The 26,225-nt window shown below is 47.6% G+C and carries 24 protein-coding genes; 5 read left to right on the top strand and 19 right to left on the bottom strand.

The genetic code is table 11. From position 1 onward, the window contains the following. Positions 1 to 39: 39 nt before the first annotated feature. The 3 genes from dnaJ to grpE all read right to left on the bottom strand — a co-directional run bounded on the left by dnaJ (position 40) and on the right by grpE (position 3,848). The gene (gene dnaJ / locus HQN60_RS03515; protein WP_173532378.1) at positions 40 to 1,173 is read right to left on the bottom strand and encodes a molecular chaperone DnaJ; all 1,134 of its coding nucleotides are present in this window, start codon (positions 1,171 to 1,173) and stop codon (positions 40 to 42) included. A 71-nt stretch (positions 1,174 to 1,244) separates the two neighbouring features. After that, positions 1,245 to 3,170 carry a molecular chaperone DnaK gene (dnaK, locus tag HQN60_RS03520; RefSeq protein ID WP_173532379.1) on the bottom strand — a complete coding sequence of 642 codons (1,926 nt, stop codon included), beginning with the start codon at positions 3,168 to 3,170 and terminating at the stop codon, positions 1,245 to 1,247. A gap of 126 nt (positions 3,171 to 3,296) precedes the next feature. Next, on the bottom strand, positions 3,297 to 3,848 hold the full coding sequence (gene grpE / locus HQN60_RS03525; RefSeq protein ID WP_173532380.1) for a nucleotide exchange factor GrpE: 552 nt from the start codon (positions 3,846 to 3,848) through the stop codon (positions 3,297 to 3,299). Between the two features lie 371 nt (positions 3,849 to 4,219). Here grpE and aceA point away from each other — a divergent pair, with 371 nt between their 5' ends. The 3 genes from aceA (at position 4,220) to HQN60_RS03540 (ending at position 7,925) form a co-directional block, all read left to right on the top strand. Further along, on the top strand, positions 4,220 to 5,500 hold the full coding sequence (aceA, locus tag HQN60_RS03530) for an isocitrate lyase (RefSeq protein ID WP_173532381.1): 1,281 nt from the start codon (positions 4,220 to 4,222) through the stop codon (positions 5,498 to 5,500). Between the two features lie 99 nt (positions 5,501 to 5,599). Then, positions 5,600 to 7,171 carry a malate synthase A gene (gene aceB / locus HQN60_RS03535; protein WP_217390221.1) on the top strand — a complete coding sequence of 524 codons (1,572 nt, stop codon included), beginning with the start codon at positions 5,600 to 5,602 and terminating at the stop codon, positions 7,169 to 7,171. Between the two features lie 130 nt (positions 7,172 to 7,301). Next, positions 7,302 to 7,925: a glutathione S-transferase N-terminal domain-containing protein gene (locus tag HQN60_RS03540; RefSeq protein ID WP_173532382.1), complete on the top strand. Its 624-nt coding sequence runs from the start codon at positions 7,302 to 7,304 to the stop codon at positions 7,923 to 7,925. A gap of 64 nt (positions 7,926 to 7,989) precedes the next feature. On the opposite strand, the gene HQN60_RS03545 is transcribed toward HQN60_RS03540, so the two are convergent. The 7 genes from HQN60_RS03545 to HQN60_RS03575 form a co-directional block, all read right to left on the bottom strand. Then, complete coding sequence (locus HQN60_RS03545; RefSeq protein ID WP_173532383.1) at positions 7,990 to 9,078, bottom strand: ABC transporter ATP-binding protein; 1,089 nt, start codon at positions 9,076 to 9,078, stop codon at positions 7,990 to 7,992. Between the two features lie 43 nt (positions 9,079 to 9,121). Further along, the gene (locus tag HQN60_RS03550) at positions 9,122 to 9,976 is read right to left on the bottom strand and encodes a carbohydrate ABC transporter permease (RefSeq protein WP_173532384.1); all 855 of its coding nucleotides are present in this window, start codon (positions 9,974 to 9,976) and stop codon (positions 9,122 to 9,124) included. Positions 9,977 to 10,138: 162 nt separating this feature from the next. Further along, complete coding sequence (locus HQN60_RS03555) at positions 10,139 to 11,038, bottom strand: carbohydrate ABC transporter permease (RefSeq protein WP_217390223.1); 900 nt, start codon at positions 11,036 to 11,038, stop codon at positions 10,139 to 10,141. Positions 11,039 to 11,131: 93 nt separating this feature from the next. Continuing rightward, positions 11,132 to 12,376 carry an ABC transporter substrate-binding protein gene (locus HQN60_RS03560; protein WP_173532385.1) on the bottom strand — a complete coding sequence of 415 codons (1,245 nt, stop codon included), beginning with the start codon at positions 12,374 to 12,376 and terminating at the stop codon, positions 11,132 to 11,134. 205 nt (positions 12,377 to 12,581) lie between these two features. Then, entirely contained in the window at positions 12,582 to 13,226 is a 645-nt protein-coding gene (locus HQN60_RS03565; protein ID WP_173532386.1) for a response regulator transcription factor, read from the bottom strand. After that, on the bottom strand, positions 13,223 to 15,520 hold the full coding sequence (locus HQN60_RS03570) for a PAS domain-containing sensor histidine kinase (protein ID WP_173532387.1): 2,298 nt from the start codon (positions 15,518 to 15,520) through the stop codon (positions 13,223 to 13,225). The genes HQN60_RS03565 and HQN60_RS03570 overlap by 4 nt, the downstream gene beginning before the upstream one ends. Positions 15,521 to 15,636: 116 nt before the next feature. Further along, positions 15,637 to 17,091 carry an aminoacyl-histidine dipeptidase gene (locus HQN60_RS03575; protein WP_173532388.1) on the bottom strand — a complete coding sequence of 485 codons (1,455 nt, stop codon included), beginning with the start codon at positions 17,089 to 17,091 and terminating at the stop codon, positions 15,637 to 15,639. 380 nt (positions 17,092 to 17,471) lie between these two features. On the opposite strand from HQN60_RS03575, the gene rquA reads away from it, so the two are divergent. Next, on the top strand, positions 17,472 to 18,179 hold the full coding sequence (gene rquA, locus HQN60_RS03580; protein WP_173532389.1) for a rhodoquinone biosynthesis methyltransferase RquA: 708 nt from the start codon (positions 17,472 to 17,474) through the stop codon (positions 18,177 to 18,179). Between the two features lie 85 nt (positions 18,180 to 18,264). Here the strand turns inward: rquA and HQN60_RS03585 are convergent, their stop codons facing one another. Beyond that, positions 18,265 to 19,146, bottom strand: coding sequence for a DUF2971 domain-containing protein (locus HQN60_RS03585; protein WP_173532390.1), 882 nt, complete (start codon positions 19,144 to 19,146; stop codon positions 18,265 to 18,267). Between the two features lie 155 nt (positions 19,147 to 19,301). After that, the gene (locus HQN60_RS03590; protein ID WP_173532391.1) at positions 19,302 to 20,618 is read right to left on the bottom strand and encodes a hemolysin family protein; all 1,317 of its coding nucleotides are present in this window, start codon (positions 20,616 to 20,618) and stop codon (positions 19,302 to 19,304) included. A 270-nt stretch (positions 20,619 to 20,888) separates the two neighbouring features. On the opposite strand from HQN60_RS03590, the gene HQN60_RS03595 reads away from it, so the two are divergent. Continuing rightward, positions 20,889 to 21,683 carry a pseudouridine synthase gene (locus tag HQN60_RS03595; RefSeq protein WP_173532392.1) on the top strand — a complete coding sequence of 265 codons (795 nt, stop codon included), beginning with the start codon at positions 20,889 to 20,891 and terminating at the stop codon, positions 21,681 to 21,683. Positions 21,684 to 21,849: 166 nt separating this feature from the next. On the opposite strand, the gene HQN60_RS03600 is transcribed toward HQN60_RS03595, so the two are convergent. The 7 genes from HQN60_RS03600 to tmk form a co-directional block, all read right to left on the bottom strand. Continuing rightward, the gene (locus tag HQN60_RS03600; RefSeq protein ID WP_173532393.1) at positions 21,850 to 22,083 is read right to left on the bottom strand and encodes a TIGR02450 family Trp-rich protein; all 234 of its coding nucleotides are present in this window, start codon (positions 22,081 to 22,083) and stop codon (positions 21,850 to 21,852) included. 57 nt (positions 22,084 to 22,140) lie between these two features. Then, positions 22,141 to 22,518: a DUF2237 family protein gene (locus tag HQN60_RS03605; protein WP_173532394.1), complete on the bottom strand. Its 378-nt coding sequence runs from the start codon at positions 22,516 to 22,518 to the stop codon at positions 22,141 to 22,143. Positions 22,519 to 22,537: 19 nt separating this feature from the next. Then, entirely contained in the window at positions 22,538 to 23,314 is a 777-nt protein-coding gene (locus HQN60_RS03610; protein ID WP_173532395.1) for an MBL fold metallo-hydrolase, read from the bottom strand. Next, positions 23,311 to 24,090, bottom strand: a complete 780-nt coding sequence (locus HQN60_RS03615; RefSeq protein ID WP_173534582.1) for a TatD family hydrolase — start codon at positions 24,088 to 24,090, stop codon at positions 23,311 to 23,313. Before HQN60_RS03615 ends, HQN60_RS03610 begins: the two co-directional genes overlap by 4 nt. A 64-nt stretch (positions 24,091 to 24,154) precedes the next feature. Beyond that, positions 24,155 to 24,523 (bottom strand): PilZ domain-containing protein, encoded by a 369-nt coding sequence (locus tag HQN60_RS03620; RefSeq protein WP_173532396.1) that lies wholly within the window; start codon positions 24,521 to 24,523, stop codon positions 24,155 to 24,157. Continuing rightward, entirely contained in the window at positions 24,520 to 25,557 is a 1,038-nt protein-coding gene (gene holB / locus HQN60_RS03625) for a DNA polymerase III subunit delta' (protein WP_173534583.1), read from the bottom strand. The genes HQN60_RS03620 and holB overlap by 4 nt, the downstream gene beginning before the upstream one ends. After that, the gene (tmk, locus tag HQN60_RS03630) at positions 25,550 to 26,188 is read right to left on the bottom strand and encodes a dTMP kinase (protein WP_173532397.1); all 639 of its coding nucleotides are present in this window, start codon (positions 26,186 to 26,188) and stop codon (positions 25,550 to 25,552) included. Before tmk ends, holB begins: the two co-directional genes overlap by 8 nt. Positions 26,189 to 26,225: the final 37 nt, after the last annotated feature.

Consider the following 26,225-nt stretch of genomic DNA (forward strand, 5'->3'; position numbering starts at 1 on the left):
AATCGGCTCTTTTTTATTGCTAATACAAACTCAATCAAATTAAGTCGCAAAGAAATCTTTCACTTTATCCATAAATGATTTCGCACGTGGATTATGCTTATCTGAATCACCTTGGCTGATTTCTTCAAACTCTTTTAGCAATTCTTTCTGGCGCGAAGTTAATTTCACAGGCGTTTCAACCACAACATGACACATTAAATCGCCAGTCATTGCGCTACGCACGCCCTTAATCCCTTTGCTACGCAAACGGAATACCTGACCAGTTTGCGTTTCTGGTGGAATCGTAATGCGTGCCTTGCCGGATAAGGTTGGGATCTCAATTTCACCACCCAATGCCGCACAGCTAAAACTAATTGGCATTTCGCAGTGTAAATCATTCCCTTCGCGATTAAATACGGCATGCTCTTTCACATGGATCACAACGTATAAATCACCAGAAGGTCCACCATTCACCCCGGCTTCGCCTTCTCCGCTCAGGCGAATACGATCGCCCTCATCCACACCAGCAGGAATTTTCACTGCTAATGTTTTGTGCGTTTGAACCCGGCCTGTTCCTTTACAGTTACGGCATGGATCAGGAATATATTTGCCCGAGCCATGGCAGGTTGGACAAGTTTGCTGAACACTAAAGAAACCTTGTGAAACACGAACTTGACCATGACCACCACAAGTATGACAAGTTGTCGCTTCAGTACCGGGCTTAGCACCCGAGCCATGACAAACTTCACACTCATCGTGTGATGGAATCTTAATCTGCTTTTCTACGCCGCGTGCCGCGTCTTCCAGCGTGATTTCCATGTTGTAGCGTAAATCAGCACCGCGATAAACATTACTCCGTCCACCACGACCGCCGCCACCACCACCGCCAAAGATATCACCAAAAATATCAGCAAAATCACCAAAACCGCCGCCGCCAAAACCACCGCCACCACCCATACCGGCTTGCTGATCAACACCAGCATGACCGTATTGATCATAAGCAGCGCGTTTTTGCGAATCAGATAAGACTTCGTAGGCTTCTTTGCCTTCTTTAAATTTATCTTCAGCTTCTTTGCTATCCGGATTACGGTCCGGATGGTATTTCATCGCCAGTTTACGGTATGCTTTTTTTATTTCTTCATCTGAAGCGTCGCGATTCACGCCTAAAACGTCATAAAAATCTTTCTTTGCCATGATGCATTTCCCCGAGACAAAAAAGCACAGCCGCTTGCTGTGCAAGCGCTGTGCCTAATTGAATATGCTGATTACTTGTCTTTTACTTCGGTAAATTCAGCATCAACTACATTGCCGTCATCTTTATCATTGGCACCCGCTTGCGGACCTGCAGCTTGAGCACCAGCAGCTTCGCCTTGCTCAGCATACATTTTCTCAGCCACTTTATGACTTGCTTGCATCAAAGCTTCTGTTTTAGCTTCGATCACTTCTTTGTCATCGCCACGAACGACTTCTTCCAAGTCTTTAATCGCCGCTTCAATGGCTACTTTTTCATCTTCAGTGACTTTATCTGCAGCATCAGCTAGCATTTTTTTAACTTGGTGAATCATTGCTTCACCAGAGTTACGTGCCGTCACCAATTCATGCAATTTTTTGTCTTCTTCAGCATTAAGCTCAGCGTCTTTTACCATCGCTTCGATTTCTGCTTCTGACAAACCAGAAGAAGCTTGAATCGTGATTTTGGCTTCTTTACCTGATGCTTTGTCTTTCGCACCAACGTGCAAGATACCATTGGCATCGATGTCAAAAGTCACTTCAATTTGTGGCACACCGCGTGCTGCTGGTGGAATATCGCCCAAATTAAATTGACCTAGCGATTTATTCGCCGACGCTTTTTCACGCTCACCTTGCAACACATGAATCGTTACTGCACTTTGGTTATCATCTGCAGTTGAAAACGTTTGTGATGCTTTAGTTGGAATCGTCGTATTTTTTTGGATCAGCTTAGTCATAATGCCGCCCAAAGTTTCGATACCCAATGACAACGGTGTTACGTCGAGCAATAAGATATCTTTACGATCGCCGCCCAATACCGCACCTTGCAATGCCGCACCAACTGCAACCGCTTCGTCTGGATTCACGTCACGACGTGGATCTTTACCAAAGAATTCCTTCACCGCATCCATGACTTTAGGCATACGCGTTTGACCGCCAACCAAAATCACATCATCAATATCAGAAGCTTTCAAGCCAGCATCTTTCAATGCAATTTTGCAAGGCTCAATTGAGCGAGCGATCAAATCATCAACCAAAGATTCGAATTTAGCGCGAGTAATCTTCATTACCAAGTGTTTTGGACCCGTTGCATCCATGGTCACGTATGGCAAGTTAATTTCAGTTTGCGCGCCGCTAGACAATTCAATCTTGGCTTTTTCTGCCGCTTCTTTCAGACGTTGCAATGCCATTACGTCGTTTTTCAGGTCAATGCCTTGTTCTTTTTTGAACTCAGCAATGATGTAATCCATCAAACGTTGGTCAAAGTCTTCACCGCCCAAGAATGTATCGCCGTTGGTAGCCAATACTTCGAATGCAGTCGAGCCATCCACATCAGCGATGTCGATAATCGAAATATCAAACGTACCACCACCCAAGTCATACACCGCAACTTTGCGATCGCCTTGGCCAACTTTATCCATACCAAACGCCATTGCCGCAGCAGTTGGCTCATTGATAATGCGTTTTACGTCCAAACCAGCGATACGGCCTGCGTCTTTAGTCGCTTGACGTTGGCTATCGTTAAAGTATGCAGGAACGGTAATAACGGCTTCTGTTACTTCTTCACCGAGGTAGTCTTCGGCGGTTTTTTTCATTTTGCGCAAGATTTCAGCAGAAATTTGCGGTGGTGCCATTTTTTTGTCGCGAACTGAAACCCAAGCATCGCCATTGTCGGCAGCGACAATCGTAAATGGCATCGAGTCGATGTCTTTTTTCACTTCTTTATCGACGAACTTGCGGCCGATCAAACGCTTCACTGCGTACAAAGTATTTTTTGGGTTTGTTACCGCTTGGCGTTTAGCTGGCGCACCAACCAAAATTTCGCCGTCTTCTTGATAAGCAATAATCGAAGGTGTTGTGCGCGCACCTTCTGCATTTTCGATCACTTTAGGTTGACCGTTTTCCAAAACAGCTACACAAGAGTTTGTTGTACCTAAGTCGATACCAATAATTTTAGCCATGTCGTATTTTCCTTCTTTCTAATTGCGGCTCACGCAAAGCGGAGCACCTTGTTCAATTAACCTTAATAATCAAGTGGGGATTGCCGTTTGCATTTCAAGCCCACCGACTTCATTTATGCTAATAAATTATTTTGCTGCCGCAACCACAACCATGGCTGGGCGAATTACGCGGCCAGATAATTCATAGCCTTTTTGCATCACTTGAATCACCGTGTTGGCTTCTTCGTCGCTAGGGGCCATTGAAATCGCTTGATGCTTGTTTGGATCTAATTTTTCACCGATCGGGTTAATTTCAAGCAGATCAAACTTTTCAAACACATTGGTCAAGCTTTTTGCGGTCAGATCAACGCCCATTTTCAAGCCTTCAAAATTGCCCGATTCATCCAGCAAGGCCATATCAATCGCGTCTTTGACTGCAATCACTTCGCGTGCAAATTTTTCTAACGCAAATTTGCGGGTGCGTTCATTTTCTTCTAATGCCCGACGACGCGCATTTTCGGCTTCGGCACGAATATACAAAATATCTTGGCGTGCTTTATCTAGATCAGCCAAAGCGGCGCTCAATTGCGCTTCAATCCCATTTTCCACTTCATCTGCAACGGTTTCTACCGTCGATGCCACAGCGGCCTCTTGCTCAGTGGCTTCTTGATTTACGTCTTGAATATTGTCTTGACTCATTGCCTGTACTCCAAATTTGTTACGTTCCGATATGAAATGGGGGTAGGCACTTGCTTTTCAAGAGCGAGGACACCGACAAAATCTAAACCCTCTACAGGCAAGCCCCAATATGTAGTAAGAATAATTCGACTACACTATGGTGCAGCGCAATAAAAACATTGCACTGAATAAAAACCCTGCTTCAATGAAAGCAATAGCGAGTGCACACGATAGACAATTGAATTACCGCGCTTGATCGCCCAAGCCAACGTTTTAAAACCACGCTGAGTATTTATATACCCAATGATTTTAAGACGGCAGCTGAAGTGAGAATGAAACGGTGTTTCAAAAAAAACACACTCAAAATTGCCCTAACCAACACGGAGATCAGTATGAGCACGCAAGCAAAACGCATCGCAGCAATCGAAAATGACTGGCAGACTAACCCGCGTTGGAAGGGCATAACACGCCCTTATACCGCAGCTGATGTTGATCGTTTGCGCGGCACTTTATTGCAGGAATATACCCTTGCAAGTCACGGCGCTAAAAAACTGTGGCAATTGATGCACGAAACACCTTATGTTCATGCCTTGGGCGCATTGACCGGCAATCAAGCGATGCAACAAGTTAAAGCAGGCCTTAAAGCCATTTACCTTTCTGGCTGGCAAGTGGCTGCGGACGCCAATCAAGCCGGTGAAATGTACCCAGACCAATCGCTCTATCCAGCGAATTCAGTGCCGCAAGTTGTTCGCCGCATTAATAATACGTTAGCGCGTGCCGACCAAATCAATCACTCAGAAGGTGATGACAGCATCGATTTTTACGCTCCGATTGTGGCCGATGCCGAAGCAGGCTTTGGTGGTGTACTCAATGCGTTTGAATTGATGAAAGCAATGATTGAAGCCGGTGCTGCCGGGGTTCACTTTGAAGACCAACTGGCCTCAGTAAAAAAATGTGGTCATATGGGCGGCAAAGTCTTGGTGCCAACACGTGAAGCCATCGAAAAACTGGTTGCAGCGCGTTTAGCTGCCGACGTGATGGGCGTACCGACCATTATCGTGGCACGTACTGACGCTGAAGCGGCTGATTTGCTCACTAGCGATGTGGATGATAACGACAAGCCATTCTGCACTGGCGAGCGCACGATGGAAGGCTTTTACAAGACGTATCCAGGCCTAGACCAAGCCATCTCTCGTGGCCTAGCCTATGCCCCTTATGCTGATCTGGTTTGGTGTGAAACCGGTAAGCCCGATTTGGAATATGCGCGTAAATTTGCCGATGCGATCCATGCCAAATTCCCTGGCAAATTGCTGGCTTATAACTGCTCGCCATCATTTAACTGGAAGAAAAACCTCGACGATGCAACGATTGCCAAGTTCCAAAAAGAACTCGGTGCCATGGGGTATAAATTCCAATTTATCACCTTGGCAGGCTTCCATGCCTTGAACTACGGCATGTTTAATTTGGCACACGGCTATGCGCGTGATGGCATGAGCGCTTTTGTTGAATTGCAAGAAGCCGAATTTGCTGCTGCACCACGCGGCTTTACCGCAGTTAAACACCAGCGGGAAGTCGGTACCGGTTACTTTGATCAAGTAACTCAAGTGATTCAGCAAGGCCAATCATCTACCACCGCCTTGCAAGGTTCTACCGAAGAAGAACAATTTCATTAATCGGGTATTAGCATATAGATCATGCTAAATAAGGTATAGCGACAAATACCCTGTGACGGCACATTGTGCCGTCACAGTCTCTTGCAAGGGAGCATCACGATGAATATGCGAATTAAAGGTCAAACCAGTCCAGAAGTGAGTAGCATACTGACTCCAGCTGCGCTTGATTTTTTGGCGCAACTACACCGCCAATTTGAACCCCGCCGCCGAGAATTAATGGCCGCTCGCCAAGCTCGCCAAGCGCAATTAGATGCCGGCATTAAACCCGACTTTCTCGCCGAAACGGCACACATCCGCGCCGGTGATTGGCAAATCAATCCTTTACCTGCCGATTTATTAGATCGACGCGTCGAAATTACTGGCCCGGTCGAAAGAAAAATGATGATCAATGCCCTTAATTCTGGGGCAAAATCATTTATGGCCGATTTCGAAGATTCCAACACCCCAACTTGGAACAATCAAATCGAAGGCCAAATCAATGTGCGTGACGCTTATCGCCGCACGATCAGCTTTACTAGCCCAGAGGGCAAGGTTTACGCACTCAACGATACAATTGCCACCCTCGTCATTCGGCCACGTGGCTGGCATTTAATGGAAAAACATTTTGAAGTTGATGGTGAAATCATGTCCGGTTCGCTATTTGATTTCGGTTTGGTGGTGTTTCACAATCTGCAATATCGCCTCAGCCAAGGCAGCTCTTGTTATTTCTACTTGCCAAAAATGGAATCCCATCTTGAAGCACGCTTATGGAATGACGTGTTTACGTGGGCAGAAAATCAGCTCAAAGCGCCACATGCTTGTATCAAGGGCACGGTGCTAATCGAAACGATTTTAGCCGCGTTTGAAATGGATGAAATTTTATATGAACTCCGTGAGCATTCATCCGGCCTAAATGCTGGGCGTTGGGATTACATTTTTAGCTGCATCAAAAAATTCCGTATGGATGGCGACTTTTGCCTTGCCGATCGCAGCCAAATCACCATGACCGTGCCATTTATGCGCGCGTACTCATTGCTGTTACTAAAAACCTGTCATCAGCGCGGCGCGCCAGCGATGGGCGGTATGTCGGCGTATATTCCGGTTAAATCCGATCCGGTAGCCAATGAAAAAGCCATGACCCAAGTACGTGCCGATAAAGAACGCGATGCCGGTGATGGCTACGATGGTGGCTGGGTAGCGCATCCGGGCCTAGTCCCTGTGGCGATGGCCGCTTGGGATGCAGTCTTGGGCGATCAGCCCAATCAAATTAGCAAGCAGCGTGATGATATTGCCTGCTCGGCAGCCGATTTACTCAACTTCCAACCCGAAAGCCCAATTACTGAGGCTGGTTTACGCGGCAATATCTCAGTCGGCGTGCAATATCTGGCATCGTGGTTAGCGGGCATGGGTTGCGTGCCGATCCATAACTTGATGGAAGACGCGGCCACAGCTGAAATTAGTCGCTCGCAAATTTGGCAATGGCTACGCTCAGACAAAGGCGTGCTAGTTGATGGTCGCAAAGTCACCGTGGAGATGTTTCATCAATGGTTGCCTGAAGAAGTGGCTAAAATCGAAGCGCAGGGCCGTTTTAGCGCGACCTTGACTGAGGCGGCCAAGCTCTTTGACCAAATCACCACGGCGGATGAATTTATTGAGTTTCTGACGCTACCGGGTTACGCCAGAATTGCTTAATGCACATTTGATTTAATGCTTGATCTGCCTCGGGAAACCGAGGCATTTTTGTTGTATCGGTGTAGATTCACTAGCCTATCTTACCAATGCCTCCTAGAATCTTACTTCGGTCTCAAGAGAAGCCCATAAAATGAAGCTGATTACCGCACTACATAGCCCATTCGGTCGGAAAATTCGCATTGTCTTGGCGGAAAAAAAGATCGATTTTGAGCTGATCATTGCCAAGCCAGGTGAAGATGATGCCCTGATTCAGAGCTATAACCCACTGGGTAAAGTGCCAGTTTTGGCGCTCGATGATGGCCGTGTCATTTATGATTCCAGTGTTATCGCCGAGCACTTAGACTACCTATCGCCGGTGTGTAAGTTATTTCCAAGCGATCAACGCCCAATGATTAGCGCCAAACGAACCGCGGCTTTGGCCGATGGGATTTGTGATGCTGCCGTTGCCGTCGTGATGGAGCAGCGCCGCCCTAGCGCTTTGCAAAGCCAAGACGCGATAAACCGCCAGCACGATAAAATCATTCGTGGTTTAGCCGCACTCGAAAGCCAACTGGAAGAAAAGCGCTGGTTTTCTGGTGATGCATATAGCATTGCGGATATTGGCGTCATTTGTATGCTGGAATATCTTGATTTACGCCTACCCCAACTGCAGTGGGCCACTCACTATCCGGCTTTGCAGCAATATCACCAGCGCGTCGGCGAGCGCGCGGCCATCATTGAGACTCGGCCAGTCGAGATGACTTCTGTCGCTTAAATCTAAGCCAATAAAAAAAGCGCAGATCTTTATCTGCGCTTTTTTTATTGGCGGTGGGCTGAATTTAAATTCTAGCTTCAGTCGCTGGATCAAATAGCACCACTTTTTTCATATCCAGCACCAGCTTAATGCTCTGCCCAGTCGGAGGCACCAGTCGCGGATGCACGCGCGCGATCACTTCCACCCCGTTGATTTCGGTGTACACCATGGTGTCAGGCCCCGTCGGCTCGGTGATTTTCACCTTGCACTCCAACGCACTCGATTGTGCCTCTGCCACATCCAGCTGTTCTGGCCGAATCCCTAGGGTAATTTTCTCACCCAAGCGTGCACGCAAATTAGGCCGTTCCGCCAAGCTAATAAAATAAGGGCTCGCCATCCCTTGCAAAGAAACACCCAACTCGCCGTCATGCTCAATTAAATGGCAGGGAATAAAATTCATCGATGGCGAACCAATAAAACTGGCCACAAAAAGGTTGGCCGGGTTCTCATAGATATCTTGTGGGCGGCCAAATTGTTGAATCACACCGTCTTTCATGACCGCGATTTTATCGCCTAAAGTCATCGCTTCAATCTGATCGTGCGTCACGTACACAATCGTCGTTTTCAAGCGTTGATGCAGTTGTTTGATTTCAACGCGCATTTCAACGCGCAATTTGGCATCCAAATTCGATAGCGGCTCATCAAATAAAAATAGCTTTGGATTGCGGGCCAATGCGCGCCCCATCGCCACGCGCTGACGTTGCCCGCCCGACAAAGCAGCTGGTTTTCGCTCGAGCAAATGATCCATTTGCAGCATTTTGGCCACGCGAGCAATGATTTCATTTTGCTCAGCTTTCGCAATGCCGCGCGTTTCTAAGCCAAAAGCAATGTTTTGTCGAACAGTCATTGTTGGATAAAGCGCATAGCTTTGAAACACCATCGCGATATCGCGATCTTTTGGTGCGACATCATTCACCACACGATCGGCAATACACACCTCACCGCTGCTGGGGCTTTCTAAGCCAGCAATGATATTCATTAATGTCGATTTACCACAACCGGATGGGCCAACCAAAATCAAAAACTCACCGGACTCAATATCAATATTGATGCCTTTTAAAATTTGCGTATCACCAAATGTCTTGGTGACATTTTTAATGGCTAAAGCACCCATTGCATTCTCCAAATTGATTGAATAAGCCAAGTCATCACTTGACTTAACCTTTGACCGCACCTGCCGACAAACCTTTCACAAAATATTTGCCGCAAAACACATACACTGCAATCGTTGGTAACGCCGCAATCAGTGCCGCAGCCATATCGACGTTGTATTCCTTCACATTGGTCGAAGTATTGGCCATATTATTCAAACCCACGGTAATCGGCTGACTATCCCCCGCTGAGAAAACCACACCAAATAAGAAATCATTCCAAATATTGGTAAATTGCCAAATCAACGTCACCATAATAATCGGCGTCGACATCGGCACAATAATTCGCCAAAAAATACGCCAAAACCCAGCCCCATCCAGCCGTGCGGCTTTAATCAGCTCATCGGGAATGCCCACGTAGTAATTACGAAAAAACAGCGTGGTTGAGGCTAAGCCACACACCACATGCACAAAGACCAAGCCCGTCGTGGTGCTGGCAATGCCCAGCCAACCCAAGGTTTGCGCCATAGGTAGCAGCAAGACCTGAAATGGCATAAACACCCCAAATAAAATCATCGCAAAAATGATATTTGAGCCAGCAAAGCGCCACTTCGACAACACATAGCCGTTAATCGCGCCCAAGCAGGTGGAAATCAACACCGCAGGAATGACCATTTTGACTGAGTTCAAAAAATAGCCCGACAAACCATCACAAGAAACCCCAGTACACGCCGAACTCCAGGCCTTATCCCACGCGGCAAAACCGATGTTTTGTGGAAAGGACAATAAGTTGCCCGTGCGGATTTCCTCCATATCTTTCACCGACGTCGTCAGCATCACATACAGCGGAATCAAGTAATACAGCGCGGCAAACACCAGCGCGGCATACACCAAACCCCGCCAAAAACGATCTTGAGTCATACCATTCTCCCTGATACGCAAACCCGACGCAGAGGCGCAGAGACGCGGAGAAAAACATCAGATGGCATCGTACAGATTTGAGCTAAGTTCATACTCAAAGGCATTCCTCTGCGTCTCTGCGTCTCTGCGTTCGCCGTTGTTTTTATATCTTGTGATAGGACATTAACCATTACCGTCTTTCCTCAGCTCTGAATACAAATACGGCACCACAATCGCGGCCACCGCCATCAGCATCATCATCGCGCTGGCAGCACCGACGCCCATTTGGCCTCGAGTAAACGCCATTGAATACATAAAGGTCGCCGGCAGGTCTGACGAATACCCTGGACCGCCGCCGGTTAACGCCATAATCAAATCAAAGCTTTTAATCGCAATGTGTGAGAGCACCATCAAGGTGGAAAACACCACTGGCCGCAATGCCGGCAACACAATTTTCCAATAAATCCGCGGCAAGCTTGCGCCATCAATTTGCGCCGCTTTAATAATTGAATCATCGACCCCACGCAAACCGGCTAAAAACAGCGCCATCACAAACCCCGATGATTGCCATAAACCCGCCAGCACCACGGTATAAATCGACATATCGGAATTAACTAACCAATCAAACGTGAAATGGGTAAAGCCCCAGTCATGCATCAATTTTTCTATCCCTAAGCCGGGATTCAAAATCCATTTCCACGCGGTACCAGTCACAATGAAAGACAGCGCCATAGGGTAAAGATAAATCGTACGAATCGCGCCTTCAAAGCGGATTTTTTGATCCAATAAAACCGCCAATACGATACCAATGCCCATTGCGCCGCCAATAAACAGCACCGCAAAAATTCCTAAATTACGCACTGCAACCCACCAACGCTCATTTTCAAATAAGGTGATGTATTGCGCTAAACCAGCCCATTCATAATTGGGCAGCATTCGCGATGTGGTGAATGACAAATAGCCATTCCAGACAATAAAGCCATATAAAAAAACCAAGGTGAGTACAAACGACGGGGCTAAAACGAGGCGCGGCAGCCAGCGCTCCGCAAACCCATAATGGGCCGTACGGACAGGCATCGTCATATTTGGATTCTCCGCAAAAGCAAAGATAAAGAGATGGGTATATGAATGAACAGTACTACTTACTTAATATTCATCCATATACCCAATAGAGAATTACATTGTTTTAGCGGCTTTAGCGATTTTTGCCGCGGCGTCTTTGGCACTCATTTTGTCGTCATTCCAGAACTGCGTGACCACATCAAACATGGCGCCTTGGGTCGCAGACTTCATCGCCATGCCATGCGCCCATGATGGAATCAAAGTACCTTTAGTCGATGCCATCTTGAAGTCTTCAGCCGACTTTTGACCACACATATCAAACTTGCTCATATTTACCCCCAAACGCGCGGGAATTGAGCCTTTGTTTAAATTAAATAGCTCTTGAAACTCTGGGCTCATCAACGTTGCCGCTAATGCTTGCTGCCCTTTCTCAGCCTCTTTGTTTTTCAATTTAAACATCGCAAAACTATCAATATTAAAGGTGTACGCATTGGCAGTACCCGGTGCGGCTACACACAGGAAGTCTTTGCCCGGTACTTTACCGGCGGCCATAAACTCGCCCTTAGCCCAGTCACCCATAAACTGCATACCGGCTTTGCCATTAATCACCATGCTGGTGGCTAAGTTCCACTCACGACCTGAGCTATTTTTGTCGGTAAATGGTTTGATTTTTTTATACGTTTCTAAAGCCTTAATCATTGTTGGGCCGCTTAAAGTGCCTTGATCAAGTTGCACAAACGCTTTTTTATAAAAATCAGCACCACCCACACCTAAAGCAACGGTTTCAAATACGGTGCTGTCTTGCCAAGGTTGGCCACCATACGCCACGGGTTGCACGCCAATTTTTTGTAATGCCGCAGCAGTTACAAAAAACTCATCCCAAGTGGTTGGCACTTTGGCATTGGCTTTTTTCAATAATTCTGGATTCACCCATAACCAATTCACCCGATGCACATTCACTGGCGCGGCAACGTATTGGCCTTTGTATTTCACAACGCTAGATACCACCGGTGGCAATAATTTATCCCAGCCACCCTTTTTAGCCACGTCATCAATTGAAGCCAGCACCCCTTCGGCACCCCACTCTTGAATCGAAGGACCTTTAATTTGTGCTGCCGCAGGTGGGTTGCCAGAAACCACACGCGTTTTGAGCGCAGTCATGGCGTTTTCACCACCACCACCGGCCACGGCAAAATCTTTCCAGGTGTAACCTTTGGCTTCCATCATTTTTTTTAATTCAGCCACTGATTTGGCTTCACCGCCTGAAGTCCAATAATGCAAGACTTCGACTTCAACAGCCTGTGCTGCGAACGCAACGCCCATTCCTGCAACCAGCAAACCTAACTTGGTAAGACGCATTATCGTAATCTCCAGATGATTTTAATTTTGCCGAGTGCAGTCCTGCCTTCGGTTGTAGTCAGAATATAGTAACTACATACTGATACAAATCAGGTAATCACCGGACAGGTATTCAACCTAGGGTAAATACCTTACGATTAAATGCAAAAATGCCGTTCACTTTAGCAATGAACGGCACTTAAAACTGACTTAATTCTTTATTTATTTAAGAAAACCAATCGCTCGTTGGCACTTCTTTAAGCATGGCGGCCAATTCCATCGCCGAATGCACATGCATTTTGGTAAAAATTCGCGCCCGATGCACTTCTACGGTTTTGGTGCTGATATCTAAGCGATCGGCAATTTGTTTATTTAGCTTACCCAATAAGATTTCTTGCAGCACTTCGCGCTCGCGTGGCGTTAAATCGGCCAGCAATTCCACGACTTTTTGTTGATGCTGTGCATTGCCGCGGCGCTGCTGATCTTCACTCAAACAAGCTTGTACCCGAGTAAGTAGCAGATCCTGATCACAGGGTTTTTCCATAAAATCACTCGCACCATCTTTGAGTGCATTGACTGCCATTGGCACATCACCGTGCCCTGTTAAAAAAATCACCGGCGGTAAATAACTGCCTTCGCGTAGCTCGGCAAACAGCTCAAGTCCGCTCATGCCGTCCATACGCACATCAACAATCAAGCAAGCAAAACGACTGGCATCGCCCTCGTCTAAAAAAGCTTCGGCCGATGCATACGTCACCACAGGGCAATCATGTGTTTCTAGCAATAAAGCCAATGAATCTCGTACAGCTTCATCATCATCAATCACCGCAACGGTTCTAATTGCTGCTCTATTTGTCAAAACAGGCTTCATGATATTTCCTCATTCGCATGAAAAGGGAGGCGAAACCGCATTCGAGTTCCACCACCGGGATTAGGTTCAGCCCATAAATGGCCGCGATGCTGCTCAATCACTGAGCGGCAAATATTCAAGCCCATGCCCATGCCTTCGGACTTGGTACTGTAAAACGGTTGAAATAACTGGGCCGGATCAGATAAACCGCCCCCGCGATCGGTAACAGTCACCTTTAAGGTATCGGCACTAAAACTTGCGCTAACGATAATCTGCCGTTCACTAATCGGGGTTTCGCTCATCGATTCGAGCCCATTTTTAATCAAATTAAGCAGCACTTGCTCAAGCATCACCGGGTCACCCTGAAAACTCGGTAAATCACTCGGAATATCCAGCACAATTCGGGCCTTCATTTTTTGCACCATGGGCCCAAGTAATTGCACCGGCACGCTGACTAAATCATTCAATATGCACAATTCTCGCGTCGGCGCGCGCTTCACGACAAACTGCCGAATACCCCGAATAATTTGCCCGGCACGGCGAGCCTGCGCCGTCATTTTGACCAAGGTTTCTTGCACCTTAGCCAAGGGTGGGTCGGCCTTATACAACATAGTCTCACAGGCCGCACTATAGCTGGCGATCGCCGCTAATGGCTGATTCAGTTCATGCGCCAAGCTTGACGCCAATTCGCCCATATTGACCAGCCGTGCGGTGTGCTGCAATTGATCGTTGCGCGTGCGTGCCGCCTCTTGTGCTTGTTGTTTGGCAGTAATATCGGTACAGATTTCCAAAATGGCGCTGCGATTATTTACCCAATCCACACCGCGCTGCTCAATTTGATAAGTGCGCCCAGTGTGCATATCGACGCTTTCAAATATCCCATCATGCACAGCCGAATCCACAGGCCAGCGCGTTAAACAATACGCCTCAGTGTCTTTGGGAATCGCAAAAGTCTTGCTATGCAAACGGTTGCGATACAGCAATACCCCGGTTTCAATATCGGTCACCGACACGGCGACTTCCAGCCCTGCCAAGACCGTTCGCAATTGCTGACGCGAGCTCGCCAGCGCTTCACGCTCTTGTTTTAATTCGGTCACGTCATACATTGACGCCATCCAACCACGATGCACACCATGACTATCGATTAATTTAGAAGAATATAAGCGCACATCAAAGCGCTCGCCGTCATTGCGCATAAAGCGTAATTCAAAGCCATTGGCTGGGCATTCACCCCGCAAAATGGCTTGATAGGCATTGGCACACACATCCAGACACTCTGGCGGCCAAAAAACCATCGGTGGCTTGGCACCAATTAACTCCGCCTCAGACCAGCCCACCATATTGGCAAACGCGCGATTCACGTAACTGAGCTTGCCATCGGTATCCATCGCACGTAAGCCTGTCACTAGCGAGTTTTCCATCGCCGAGCGAAATAAGATTTCATCGCGCAGTGCATATTCGGCATACTGCCTTTCACGCATGCGTAAGCGCAGCATTTTCAGCGACCACAACAGCAACAATAACAGCGCAGTAATTAAGCCAATCAACCAAAAATTGGATTGCTTGGTAATCGGGTCGATCGACTTGGCCAATAAACGTAAACTCTGCTGGCTGGCGCCACCAAATGGCACTTCACGAATATCTTTGCCTATTAAGCGCGAATGATAGCGATTGGGCGCAATCACTTGGTTATTACTATCGATAAGCTGCAACTGATAGCGCTGCACCATCCACCACGGCACGCGCTGCAGCAATAAAATCGATAAATCGTAAACGGCTAACACCGCGCCTTGATATTCGGTTTGATGAAAAAATGGCACCACATGCACCATTTGTGGTGAATTGCGCCAAATCACATTACTCACCATCGGATAACCCAAGGTCGCCGCACCATCAATCACTTCGGTGAGTAAAGAATCATCCAAAGCCACCAAACTTTCGGGACGGCGTTCAAAATTGGGAAAGCCATCACCACGCTGACCTTTGGCATTCACCCACTCAATATTGACGATTTCTGGATTGGATTTCATCAGCGCCTCAGCGCGGCGTTGAAAATCCAACTGCTGCATACTGTCAGACGCCAAGCCATACGCGAGGTTTTCTAAGATATTTTGATTGCTTTGCAAGCGGCCACGAATTTCTTGCTCTTGCCAGAGCAAATCTTGCGCCATGGTCGCCTCACGGGCGAACAGCTCATTGCGATAATCTTGCCAAGCGTAAACCAAGACTGCCGTGAGTAACGATGCGATCGCCAAATACGCCAATGCCCACGGCCAATTGCGTTGCCAACTGCTTAAAATAGGCCATTTTTTCATAGGTGAGAGCATACGATGAAGTGGGTTCGATTCCCCATACAGTAATACCCATGCCATAGAAAAACAAAAACCCTGCTCAATTTGCAGGGTTTTGCGTCTCAATCACCACATCGGCGTTAATTTGCCACGGGCACCGCCGCCAAACTGGCCGTCAATAAAGCCCAAAAATGCGTCACCGAGGCAATCTCAACACGCTCATCCGGAGAATGCGCGCCCCGAATCGTCGGCCCAAATGACACCATATCCAATGCGGGATACGCTTTACCAATCAAGCCGCATTCTAAACCGGCATGAATCACTTTCACTTTTGGCGCTGCGCCATACATCGCTTGATAAGTCTCTTGCAACACGGTCAACGCCCGCGATTGCAAATTAGGCGCCCAACCGGGATAGGCACCGCTACTTTCCACCGCAAATCCGCCTAAGCGCGCAATCGCCCGAATGGTTTGCACCAATTCGGTTACGCCGGTTTCAGTTAAAGAGCGCACCATTAACACCGCATCAAAACGCCGGCCATCAAACTGCAGCACCCCCAGATTATTCGAGCTTTCCACTACGCCCGCCACTTCGGTACTCCAGCGGCGAATACCGTGCGGTAAACCCATTAATAAGTTCACCACTTTGGCACTATCGGCGGTGCTGAGCACCTGCTCTGCTTGAGCATCGGCCAGTTGCAGGGCGATATCGGTTTCAACACCTTGTAACTCTTGCTGCCATTCGGCCAAGCATTGTGCGGCAAATGCCGCAAAATTCGCCGCATCACACGCCGGAATCGCAATCCGCGCAAACGCTTCACGCGGTAAAGCATTGCGTAATGAACCACCACGCAAACTCACTAAGCGCAAATCAAATAAAGGTATTGCTTGGAACAATAGGCGAGACATGAGCTTGATGGCATTACCCCGCTCAAGATGAATATCAACCCCAGAATGACCGCCCTTCAAACCAGTTAACGCTAAATCACGCACCACCCAGCCCGCAGGCATTGGTTCGGGATGTAAAGTTTGCCCCACGCTGATATCAATCCCACCCGCACAGCCAACGTACAACTCGCCCCAATCTTCGGTATCTAAATTAAACAGCAGCTGCCCTTGCAACCAATTGGGCTGCAAACCTTTGGCGCCACTCATGCCTGACTCTTCGTCGATGGTCAGCAACACCTCAAGTGGGCCATGGGCTAGATCTTGGCTTTCTAGCACTGCTAATGCGGCAGCAACACCAATCCCATTATCCGCCCCAAGCGTCGTCCCCTTGGCATGCATCCAGCCATCGGCAATATAGGTTTGAATCGGGTCTTGCAAAAAATCATGCACTACGGCTTCGTTTTTTAACGCCACCATATCCAAATGACCTTGCAACACCACGCCCAGACGATTTTCCATCCCCGGCGTTGCGGGCTTGCGAATCAGTAAATTACCAACGGCATCGAGCTCATGACTTAAGCCCAATTGACTAGCCCAAGCTTGGATCTGCGCTCGCAACGCCGCCTCATGATGCGATGGTCGCGGATAAGCACACAACACGGCAAAGTGCTGCCACAACAAGCTCGGTTCAACGTTTTTACAAATCATGCAAAGCCTCAAACAACATTCAACTAGGGCGACAATCTACGGGAATTCGCCAATTTCAGCTGCAGCATTTTAGCGTAATAGGTATTTTTCACACCTAGCATAAACCCTGACAAGAAAAAACAGCGCCACAAATCAAAACATCCCATAAGAGTATTTCAATAAAGCCCAGCAAATTCAACGCTTAGATTTAAATACCCTATAAATCAATCCAAACCACCCGCGAATAAATAAAAATAAAACGCCAGTATTACCAACCGCAAAACCAATTTTTCTTATCGCTTATTCATAATGAATTTGGTTTAAAGCAAATTCCATCTACCTCTTTTGACTTAGTCTAGATAGCGTTGATCTAGAGATCCGTCGCCTAAGGAATTGCCGCCATGACCCAAAATCATCCGAAACTGATTACCGATCCCTATTACGACGGCGTGCCTGAATACATGACCGAAGTTTATGATTGGGCCTATGTTGACCCGAAATGGGTGAAAGCACTAGATCGCAATATTGTGGTGCGTATTTTGCTGTTTTTAAACGATCAGCGACTGATGAAATGCTATCTGGACGAAATCCAACCCGGCATGCGCGTTTGGCAATTAGCCCATGTTTATGGTGATTTAGTCCGCCGCGCCGCCCAACGCGTTGGCCCCGCAGGCGCATTTCATTTAACCGATATCACCCCCATCCAAATTGAACACGGCAGCAAAAAATTAAAAGACATGGATTGGGCCAAAGTCATTCGCAGCGATGCGGCGGGCTTTGCTGGCATCGGTGGCGACTATCAATTAATTTGCAGCTTTTTCTTATTGCACGAAGTGCCCGACGACAAAAAATACGAAATCGTCAATCATATGCTGGCTAAATTACCGGTTGGCGGCAAAGCCATTTTTGTCGATTATCACAATCCCAAAAAATGGCAACCGATTCGCTACATCCTCAAGCTCGTTAATCACCTGCTCGAGCCGTTTGCCAATGCCTTATGGGAAAATGAAATTCAGCACTACGCCAGTCATGCCGAGCAATACACGTGGAAAAAACGGACGATTTTTGGTGGGGTGTATCAGTGCGTGGTGGTAGAACACGCTAAGTAAACGGGGAATGTTGGGGAGTTGAAAGTTGCACAATGTAATCGCGATAAAGCAACTCCCTTTTACTCTCTGCGAATCAAAGCAGCCCCTACTCGCTGACTACCTTACACGCTAATTTAATTAAAGCTTTATCTTTTATTCTAACCTCATTAAGTGTAAATCGTCGATTATCTATAATTAGTGAACTAAGCTTAGGTGACAAATTTCTTTTAGCAATCTCTGCAATAACGCGTTGCTTTATATGCTCATTTGTTCTCACACCAAATACAACTCTTCGAATAGCATTCGCATTGAATTCATACATTCCGGAGCCGCCCTCCGAAACCAACAATTCAGCAATTTCATTAATTTTGTTTGGGTTTGACTTTATTTCAGCTTTATAAAAGTTTTTTTCTGATTCACGAATAGGTCTTTTAATACAGCGCCATTCCTTTTCATATGCCCAGTGAGGTGATTTTGTTAAAAGTGTAGCTTTTATCAATTCCTCATCGTCAAACTCTGATGGCATTACTGGAACCTGAGGCCGAGCTTCGTTATAAATAATTAATTGAGATTTTGAAAATGGTGGATATTCGCTATCAAACCCCAAACAAATACCTGTATGGTTTTTGCCATAATGTGACCACATAAGAATATTTTTATGGTCTTCAGACAAACAAAGCACGCCAAGCTCTTTCACCCAATCTTCATCTACAGTTCTATTCTTGCTCGACATTAATTTTAAATTAATACTTCCAGCTATTTTATTTCTTTGAGATTTTGATAACCTTTCTGTTAGATCTATATTTTTGCTAAAAATTTTTTCATATTCAGCATCAGAAGGAATACGAAATATCGGGGTCATTTCAAATGGATCATTAAAGAAATGCGGAGATGAAAAAAATATTCGCCCATCAAGCACTGAAATAAGTCTATCAAAATGCTCATCACTATTTTGGTCAAGCGGAAAATATCTATACAGTATCGTCATATCAAGTCTTGTAAATTAAAGAACGGCTTTTATGGCTAATAGTGATCCACATTTGATTTTCAACGATATCGGCGGGTTACGCCTTCGGCTAACCCGCCCTGCTTAATGTATTCAGCTGCAGCTATTGATCAACAAAGGCTACAGATAAATACCCATTAATCATCGCCCACACTACCTTCAGACTTGGCCGCTGGCATCACTTTCACCAACACAATCCGTGGGCCGTTCATTTTTTTGACGACGATGGTAAAGCCATCAAATTCGATGCGTTCACCTTCGACCGGTAGATTGCCAAGTTTCCATTGAATCAAACCACCGACAGTTTCCGCTTCCGGGTGATCGATGTCTTTACCCAGCATTCGGCCCAGCGAATACAGCGATAAGCTCCCTTTGCCCAACAGCGCGCCATCGTCTTGCTCTAACCAATCATTGCGCGATTGCCGAAATTCATCACGGATTTCGCCGACCAGCGCGGCCATCAAATTATCCAGCGTGACAAAGCCCATCGGCTGCGCTTCGTCGGCGTAGGTGACGATAGCAAAATGCGGCGCGCCTTCACGAAAGCGGCGAAATAACTCTAGCACCGGCGTTTCTGGCGTGACTTGTTCCACTGGGCGCACGTAATCGCTTAAATCAGACACGTCGGCGTGGCGTAATTCGGCCAGAAATAGGTTTTTTAAATGAATAATCCCCAACACTTCGCCGTCTTCATTCACAAAGGGATAGCGGCTAAAGCGTTGCGTGGCAATGACTTGTAAATTTTCGGCCAGCGAGACATTGCTATGCAGCACCGCTGCCTCATGAAACGGCCGCATCAAATCGGCGACTTTCAGTCGGCCAAAATCCAAAGACTGCTCAACGACATTCCATTCTTCGCGGCTATTGCCATCGCCGTTACCGCGCAAAATCATTTTTAACTCATCGGCAGAATAATGACTTTCATGACCAGAATGCCCATCCAAACCCAATTGGCGTAACAAACTATTGGCGCTGTGATTGAGCAACCAAATCGCTGGATACATTAGCCAATAAAAGAAATACAAGGGCACCGAAGTCCATAGCGCCACGACTTCAGGGCGGCGGATGGCCAATGATTTAGGCGCTAATTCGCCAACGACGATATGTAAAAATGAAATTAAAGTGAAGGCAAAAAAGAAGGAGACGCTATGAATCAAGGCCGCCGATTCAACGCCCAGTACCATAAAGAGGGGCTCAAGTAAGCGAGAGAATGCCGGTTCACCAATCCAACCTAAACCGAGCGATGCTAAGGTGATCCCGAGCTGGCAAGCCGATAAATAAGCGTCCAGTTGACTATGCACTTTGGCGAGAATTCGCCCGCGCCAGCCATAGATTTTGGCTAACCCCTTAGCGCGAGTAGCACGCAATTTAACCAAGCCAAATTCGGCGGCAACAAAAAAACCATTGAGCAGCACCAACGCCAAAGCGATGAGGCTTAAAAAGAAATTTTCCATAATGCGGGCTAAGCCCGTCCAGAACCAATCAGCATTTTATTTTAGCGCTACGATCCCATTGCAGGGACAAATATTCAGCAAAGCACCAAAAAGACCACGAATTACGGCAAAAATGCGTATAAATCGCCGCTTTAAATGCTAAAGCTCTACACCAAAACCCAATTTCACCTCGGGATTGCAATCGACTTGAACCCCGAGCTAACCGCCATACAAACCCCCTATTCAAGCTGAGTCCAGTTAAAATAGCCTATTGCCTTATCACTCGATGCCATGACCCCCGCTAAACCAAAAACCAAAGCTAAGACGTATTTATCTGCAGGCTTTAAAAATAAAGCGCCGCAAGGCAATACCCAAGTAGCCAGTCTAGCAAGGGCTTTATCTAAGCTCGGATTTTGTTCGCGTAGCGAAGCCGAAGCCTTGGTATTACAAGGCGCGGTGAGCGTGAATGGCAAGGTGTGTGTGGAAATCAATCGCCGCGTCGATCTCGAGCGCGATCAACTCAGCGTTAACGGCCAAAGTGTTGCCGCTGAAAAGAAAGTCTATTTAATGCTTAATAAGCCGCGCGGCTTGATTACCAGCGCGCAAGATGAGAAAAACCGCGATACGGTGTTTAGCTGCTTCACTGGCGCGACGCTGCCGCACATCGGCCCGGTTGGGCGACTGGATAAAGCCAGCGAAGGCTTGCTGCTGTTCACCAACGATACTCAATGGGCGGCGCGCCTCACGGATCCGGCCAGCCATTTGGACAAAATCTACCACGTGCAAATTGATAGCCTTGCCACTCCGGCGCTGATCGCCGCCATGCAAGCGGGTGTAATCATGGATGACGGCACGCCACTCAAAGCCAAGCGCGTGACCTTGTTACGCAGCGGCGAAAAAAATGCATGGCTGGAAGTCGTGCTCGACGAAGGCAAAAACCGCCACATCCGCCGCCTACTTGAAGCCAATCAAATCAACACACTACGCCTGATGCGTGTGGCGATCGGTGGCTTGCTGCTGGGTGAATTGGCAAAAGGCGAATGGCGGGAATTGAGTGCGGCGGAAGTGGCAAGTTTAAAAAGCTAATTGATCACGAGAAGCCGGAAAATATACACATCACGGAGGATGGGTTAAACGCAGTGATACCCATCAAATTGCGCTTGCTGGGTATCGCCCACAAACCGAGACTCCACCTATCTTACGCGCTCAATCATGCCGATTTCATTTTCGCTTTTTCAGCCTAAACGCAGCGTTACAGCCAGCCGACTCGCCACTGCGTTTCATCCGACAGCACGCTCCAATGCAAAGTGAAATGCCGTTTACTCAGCACAGCTTCTAGCGTGACCTGCACGACTTTTTGCGCGTCCAACGGATCGAGTTCAACTTTGACGACGAGAAAATGTTTCTCGCGCTGTTGCGGCACAACGGCGGTCCATTTGGTATTCAGTAGCTTTTTTGGGTGCCAGCTACGCGTTGGATACGTCATCGACCTGCTCCTTTATGTCTTAAAGCGCCATATCCGCATTCAAATTATGTTTAAGCGCTAATCCTTAAACACCGGCCGATCAATGCCATATTCCACCAACGTTTCTAATGAAATCAAATCGAGAATGTTTTCATGCGTGGCGGCGAGGACGATTTTTGGGGCGGCGCCGGCTTTGAGTGCTTCGAGCCAGCGCGTCGCGCAAAGACACCATTGATCACCGGGCTTGAGCCCAGCAAAGCCGTATTCTGGCCGTGGCGTGGATAAATCGTTGCCGCGCAGTTGGGAAAACCTTAAAAACGGGGTACTGATCACCACGCAAACAATATGTTCGCCCACGTCGGTTTGATCAGTTCGGCAACAACCATCACGGAAAAACCCAGTTAAAGGGGCCATGCTGCAAGGTTTGAGTGCTTGGCCTAATACATTGATATCCATGGGTATTGCTCGCTAAGGTTTAAATGGTGATGCGTTGACCGTCATACCCTACTTCAATACCAGCGGGTAAAGTTGCAGTTAAAGCGTGATACTCTAATTCATGCGTCATATGAATCAACACCGTGCGTTTGGCGGCAATATGAGCGGCAATTTGCAACGCTTGTTCTACCGATAAATGCGTTGGATGCGCTTTATGACGCAAACAATCCAAAAACAATAAGTCTAAATTGTGCAGCAATGCTTCACTCTCAGGCGGAATTTCTGAAACATCGGTGAGGTAAGCAACATTGCCAATGCGCCAGCCTAAAATCGGCCATTTGCCGTGAATCAGCGGTATTGGCTGCACCGTCACCGCGCCAACTTGAAATGGCTCAGCATCGACTTCATGAATGGTGAGCACCGGTTTATCCCAAAATTCATTGGGTTTAAACAGCGTATACGGAAAGCGCTCTCGGATATGGCCGAGCATTAAACGATTGCCGTACACCGGCAAGGCGGCTTTTTGTAACCAGCAAAAAGCGCGTAAATCGTCGATGCCATTCAAATGGTCGGCATGCGGATGGGTATACAGCACCGCATCCACGTGCAAAATCTGTTCGCGCAGTGCTTGGCTGCGTAGGTCTGGCCCGGTGTCGATCAAAAAAGTTTGCCCACCCGCACGAATCACCGCTGAGGCGCGGCTGCGGGTGTTTTTTGGGTCGGTCGATACACACGTTGGGCAGCGGCAACCCAAAGCGGGTGAGCCGCCACTTGAGCCCACACCCAATAAAATGGTTTCTACGGCAAGGCTGGTCATTGTGGTTGGCGCGCACGAGCAAACAGATTAAAGAAATTTTGCGTGGTCGCCTCGGCCACGTCGCTCAGTGGAATGCCTTTTAATTCAGCAATATGCTCGGCAACATGGCGTACCCACGCCGGTTGATTTTGTTTGCCGCGATGCGGCATTGGTGCAAGATAGGGCGAATCGGTTTCGATGAGTAGGCGATCAAGCGGCATTAGCCGAGCCAATTGTTTTAAATCTTCAGCTTTTTTAAACGTCACAATGCCTGAGAGTGAAATATAAAAACCTAAATCCATTGCTTGTTGCGCCACTTCCCAGCTTTCGGTAAAGCAATGCATGACACCGCCAACGTCTTGCGCGTTTTCTTCGCGCAAAATCCGAATGGTGTCCTCTGATGAGGCACGAGTATGAATAATCAGTGGCAAGCCCGTTTCACGCGCCGCGCGAATATGCGTGCGAAAACGCTCACGCTGCCACTCTAAATCCCCCGTTAGCCGGAAATAATCCAAGCCGGTTTCGCCAATGGCGACCACTTTGGGCGATTGCGCCAGCTCAACCAATTGCGCGACCGTTGGCTCGGGCGTGTCTTCGTAATCAGGGTGCACACCCACTGAGGCAAAAATATTGTCATGCTGCTGCGCCAGTGCCAGTACCGATGGCAGCTCAGGTAAATTAACTGCGACACAGAGCGCATGGCTCACATCGTAATCTTGCATATTGGCTAATAATTGCGGCATATTGGCCGCTAAATCAGCAAAATTAATATGGCAGTGCGAATCAACAAACTTCATCATTTTTCTTCATTCAATAAAAAAGCCGCACCAGAAGGCACGGCTTGAATCATAACCGAAACAGTTACATCGTGTGCGTTGTCCGCCCTGATTGCAGATAACCGCCGAGTAAATTTTCAATTTTTACTCGCGCCAAATTGCCCGCTTCATTACTGGAAAATTGAACGCCAATCCCTTGCTGATGATTATTATGCGCGCCAGGCGGTGTCACCCAAACCACGTTGCCCGAAACGGCAATCCGCGCCGGATCATCCAACAGCGCCAACAACATAAAAACTTCATCGCCTAAGTTGTACAGCTTATTGGTGGGGATAAAGATCCCACCGCCTTTAATAAACGGCATATATGACGCATATAAAGCAGCTTTTTCTTTAATATTTAACGACAGCACGCCAGGACGAGAGGCGGCTGCGCGTACTGGATCTTCGCTCATATTTTTCCTTGGCGAGACGGCCCACGTAAGGCATCCACATAGGCAAACAACAGGTTTTCAAAAACCAGTCGCTGATTGAGCGGATGACGAGATAATTTTTGCGCATCAGTGAGTTGATTCACGTATTGCATCAACTGTGGCGCTCGTGGAGCAAGACGCGTTAATGCATCTTGCCAATCTGGATAATAACGAATTTTCCCCGCCAAGCCCAAACTAATCAGATCGTAAATCCACTTCTGTAGCCATGTAATCACTAAATCGGTATCTAGTTTGGCTTTATCTAATTCGGTACAGAGTTTTAATACATCTAAAGTCGCCGGTTCTGCAATCTGCGTTAGAAAGTTCTGCCGCACGGCGAGCCATTCTGCTGCGGCATCATCCATTGCCGCCAATGGCGCACCGCCGGTATGCGCCAAGTGCAATGCCGGATTCACCACGCCATGGGCATTCAACCATTGCATCGCCACCGATGAATCAGGTAGCGCCAAAGGAAATACACGGCAACGGCTACGTATCGTTGGCAATAAGCGGCGCCAGTGATCGGCTACCAAAATAAAGATTGCGCCAGCTGGTGGCTCTTCGAGTGTTTTTAAAAATGCATTAGCGGCAGCCACATTCATCGTGTCGGCCGGCACGACTAATGTCACCCGCACACTGCGTCGATGTGCCGAGAGATTGACGAAGTCAGCCAAAGCCCGCACATCTTCCACTCGAATAACTTCTGATTTTTTCTTGGCTTTTTTGCTTTCAGTCTCATCTGGGCGCTCTTCTTCAGCGTCCTCCGGCTGCAACACGCGATAGTCCGGATGATTACCAGCTAAAAACCAACGGCAGCCATCGCAAACACCACAAGGCTGCGTTGATTTCTGGGTGTCTTCGCAAAGAAGAAATTGCGCGAGATAAACTGCAAAAGCACGCTTACCAATACCGGGTTCACCCGTCAGCAATAAAGCATGAGGCCAGCGATCTCGCTCGCGTAGCAACTCTTGCCATGCAGTCTGTAACCATGGGTATAAAGTCGGTGTTTTATTCATAATCAGCAAAAATTTCCGCCAATTCGGCCTGAATTACTTCTAATGGTCGATTGGCATCAATGACACGAATCCGCTGAGGATTTTGCTGGGCTCGCTCAAGATAGGCAGCACGAACACGCGCATGAAAATCGTGTTGCTCACGCTCAAATCGATCTAACACTCGGCCATTGGCCATTCGCGCTTGACTCACTTCAAGTGGCACATCAAAAATCAACGTCAAATCAGGTTCAATCAAACCTGCTTCACGCGCTTGCACCCACGTTTCAAGTTGCGCAAACTTCGTTTGATCAAGTCCACGACCACCACATTGATAGGCAAATGTCGCATCCGAAAAACGATCACATAAAACCCATTCACCGCGCGCTAATGCCGGTTCAATCACCTCAGTTAAATGCTGAGCTCGCGAGGCAAACATCAACAAAGCCTCGGTTTCTAAAGACATCGACTCATTCAGTAGCAGCGCTCTTAGCTTTTCACCTAAACTTGTCCCACCGGGCTCTCTTGATTGCTGTAATGCGATGCCTTTCTTAAGCAACCAAGCAGCTAGCCACGCTAAATGCGTGCTTTTCCCTGCACCATCAATGCCCTCTACCGAAATAAACCGACCTCGTGCAACGCTTGCGCTCGTCATGAATCAACCAAATACAAAAAGAATCCCTGAATTGTCG

Source organism: Deefgea piscis, assembly GCF_013284055.1.
Lineage (GTDB): Bacteria > Pseudomonadota > Gammaproteobacteria > Burkholderiales > Chitinibacteraceae > Deefgea > Deefgea piscis.

Excerpts from the sequence above, each read along its gene's own strand:
- grpE (WP_173532380.1), bottom strand. The coding sequence starts at position 3,848 with ATGAGTCAAGACAATATTCAAGACGTAAATCAAGAAGCCACTGAGCAA.
- tmk (WP_173532397.1), bottom strand. The coding sequence starts at position 26,188 with ATGACGAGCGCAAGCGTTGCACGAGGTCGGTTTATTTCGGTAGAGGGC.
- rquA (WP_173532389.1), top strand. The coding sequence starts at position 17,472 with ATGACCCAAAATCATCCGAAACTGATTACCGATCCCTATTACGACGGC.
- HQN60_RS03595 (WP_173532392.1), top strand. The coding sequence starts at position 20,889 with ATGACCCCCGCTAAACCAAAAACCAAAGCTAAGACGTATTTATCTGCA.
- dnaJ (WP_173532378.1), bottom strand. The coding sequence starts at position 1,173 with ATGGCAAAGAAAGATTTTTATGACGTTTTAGGCGTGAATCGCGACGCT.
- holB (WP_173534583.1), bottom strand. The coding sequence starts at position 25,557 with ATGAATAAAACACCGACTTTATACCCATGGTTACAGACTGCATGGCAA.
- HQN60_RS03610 (WP_173532395.1), bottom strand. The coding sequence starts at position 23,314 with ATGACCAGCCTTGCCGTAGAAACCATTTTATTGGGTGTGGGCTCAAGT.
- HQN60_RS03540 (WP_173532382.1), top strand. The coding sequence starts at position 7,302 with ATGAAGCTGATTACCGCACTACATAGCCCATTCGGTCGGAAAATTCGC.
- HQN60_RS03545 (WP_173532383.1), bottom strand. The coding sequence starts at position 9,078 with ATGGGTGCTTTAGCCATTAAAAATGTCACCAAGACATTTGGTGATACG.
- HQN60_RS03560 (WP_173532385.1), bottom strand. The coding sequence starts at position 12,376 with ATGCGTCTTACCAAGTTAGGTTTGCTGGTTGCAGGAATGGGCGTTGCG.
- aceB (WP_217390221.1), top strand. The coding sequence starts at position 5,600 with ATGAATATGCGAATTAAAGGTCAAACCAGTCCAGAAGTGAGTAGCATA.
- HQN60_RS03615 (WP_173534582.1), bottom strand. The coding sequence starts at position 24,090 with ATGAAGTTTGTTGATTCGCACTGCCATATTAATTTTGCTGATTTAGCG.
- HQN60_RS03605 (WP_173532394.1), bottom strand. The coding sequence starts at position 22,518 with ATGGATATCAATGTATTAGGCCAAGCACTCAAACCTTGCAGCATGGCC.
- aceA (WP_173532381.1), top strand. The coding sequence starts at position 4,220 with ATGAGCACGCAAGCAAAACGCATCGCAGCAATCGAAAATGACTGGCAG.
- HQN60_RS03620 (WP_173532396.1), bottom strand. The coding sequence starts at position 24,523 with ATGAGCGAAGATCCAGTACGCGCAGCCGCCTCTCGTCCTGGCGTGCTG.
- HQN60_RS03570 (WP_173532387.1), bottom strand. The coding sequence starts at position 15,520 with ATGAAAAAATGGCCTATTTTAAGCAGTTGGCAACGCAATTGGCCGTGG.
- HQN60_RS03600 (WP_173532393.1), bottom strand. The coding sequence starts at position 22,083 with ATGACGTATCCAACGCGTAGCTGGCACCCAAAAAAGCTACTGAATACC.
- HQN60_RS03555 (WP_217390223.1), bottom strand. The coding sequence starts at position 11,038 with ATGACGATGCCTGTCCGTACGGCCCATTATGGGTTTGCGGAGCGCTGG.
- HQN60_RS03565 (WP_173532386.1), bottom strand. The coding sequence starts at position 13,226 with ATGAAGCCTGTTTTGACAAATAGAGCAGCAATTAGAACCGTTGCGGTG.
- dnaK (WP_173532379.1), bottom strand. The coding sequence starts at position 3,170 with ATGGCTAAAATTATTGGTATCGACTTAGGTACAACAAACTCTTGTGTA.
- HQN60_RS03585 (WP_173532390.1), bottom strand. The coding sequence starts at position 19,146 with ATGACGATACTGTATAGATATTTTCCGCTTGACCAAAATAGTGATGAG.
- HQN60_RS03575 (WP_173532388.1), bottom strand. The coding sequence starts at position 17,091 with ATGATTTGTAAAAACGTTGAACCGAGCTTGTTGTGGCAGCACTTTGCC.
- HQN60_RS03550 (WP_173532384.1), bottom strand. The coding sequence starts at position 9,976 with ATGACTCAAGATCGTTTTTGGCGGGGTTTGGTGTATGCCGCGCTGGTG.
- HQN60_RS03590 (WP_173532391.1), bottom strand. The coding sequence starts at position 20,618 with ATGGAAAATTTCTTTTTAAGCCTCATCGCTTTGGCGTTGGTGCTGCTC.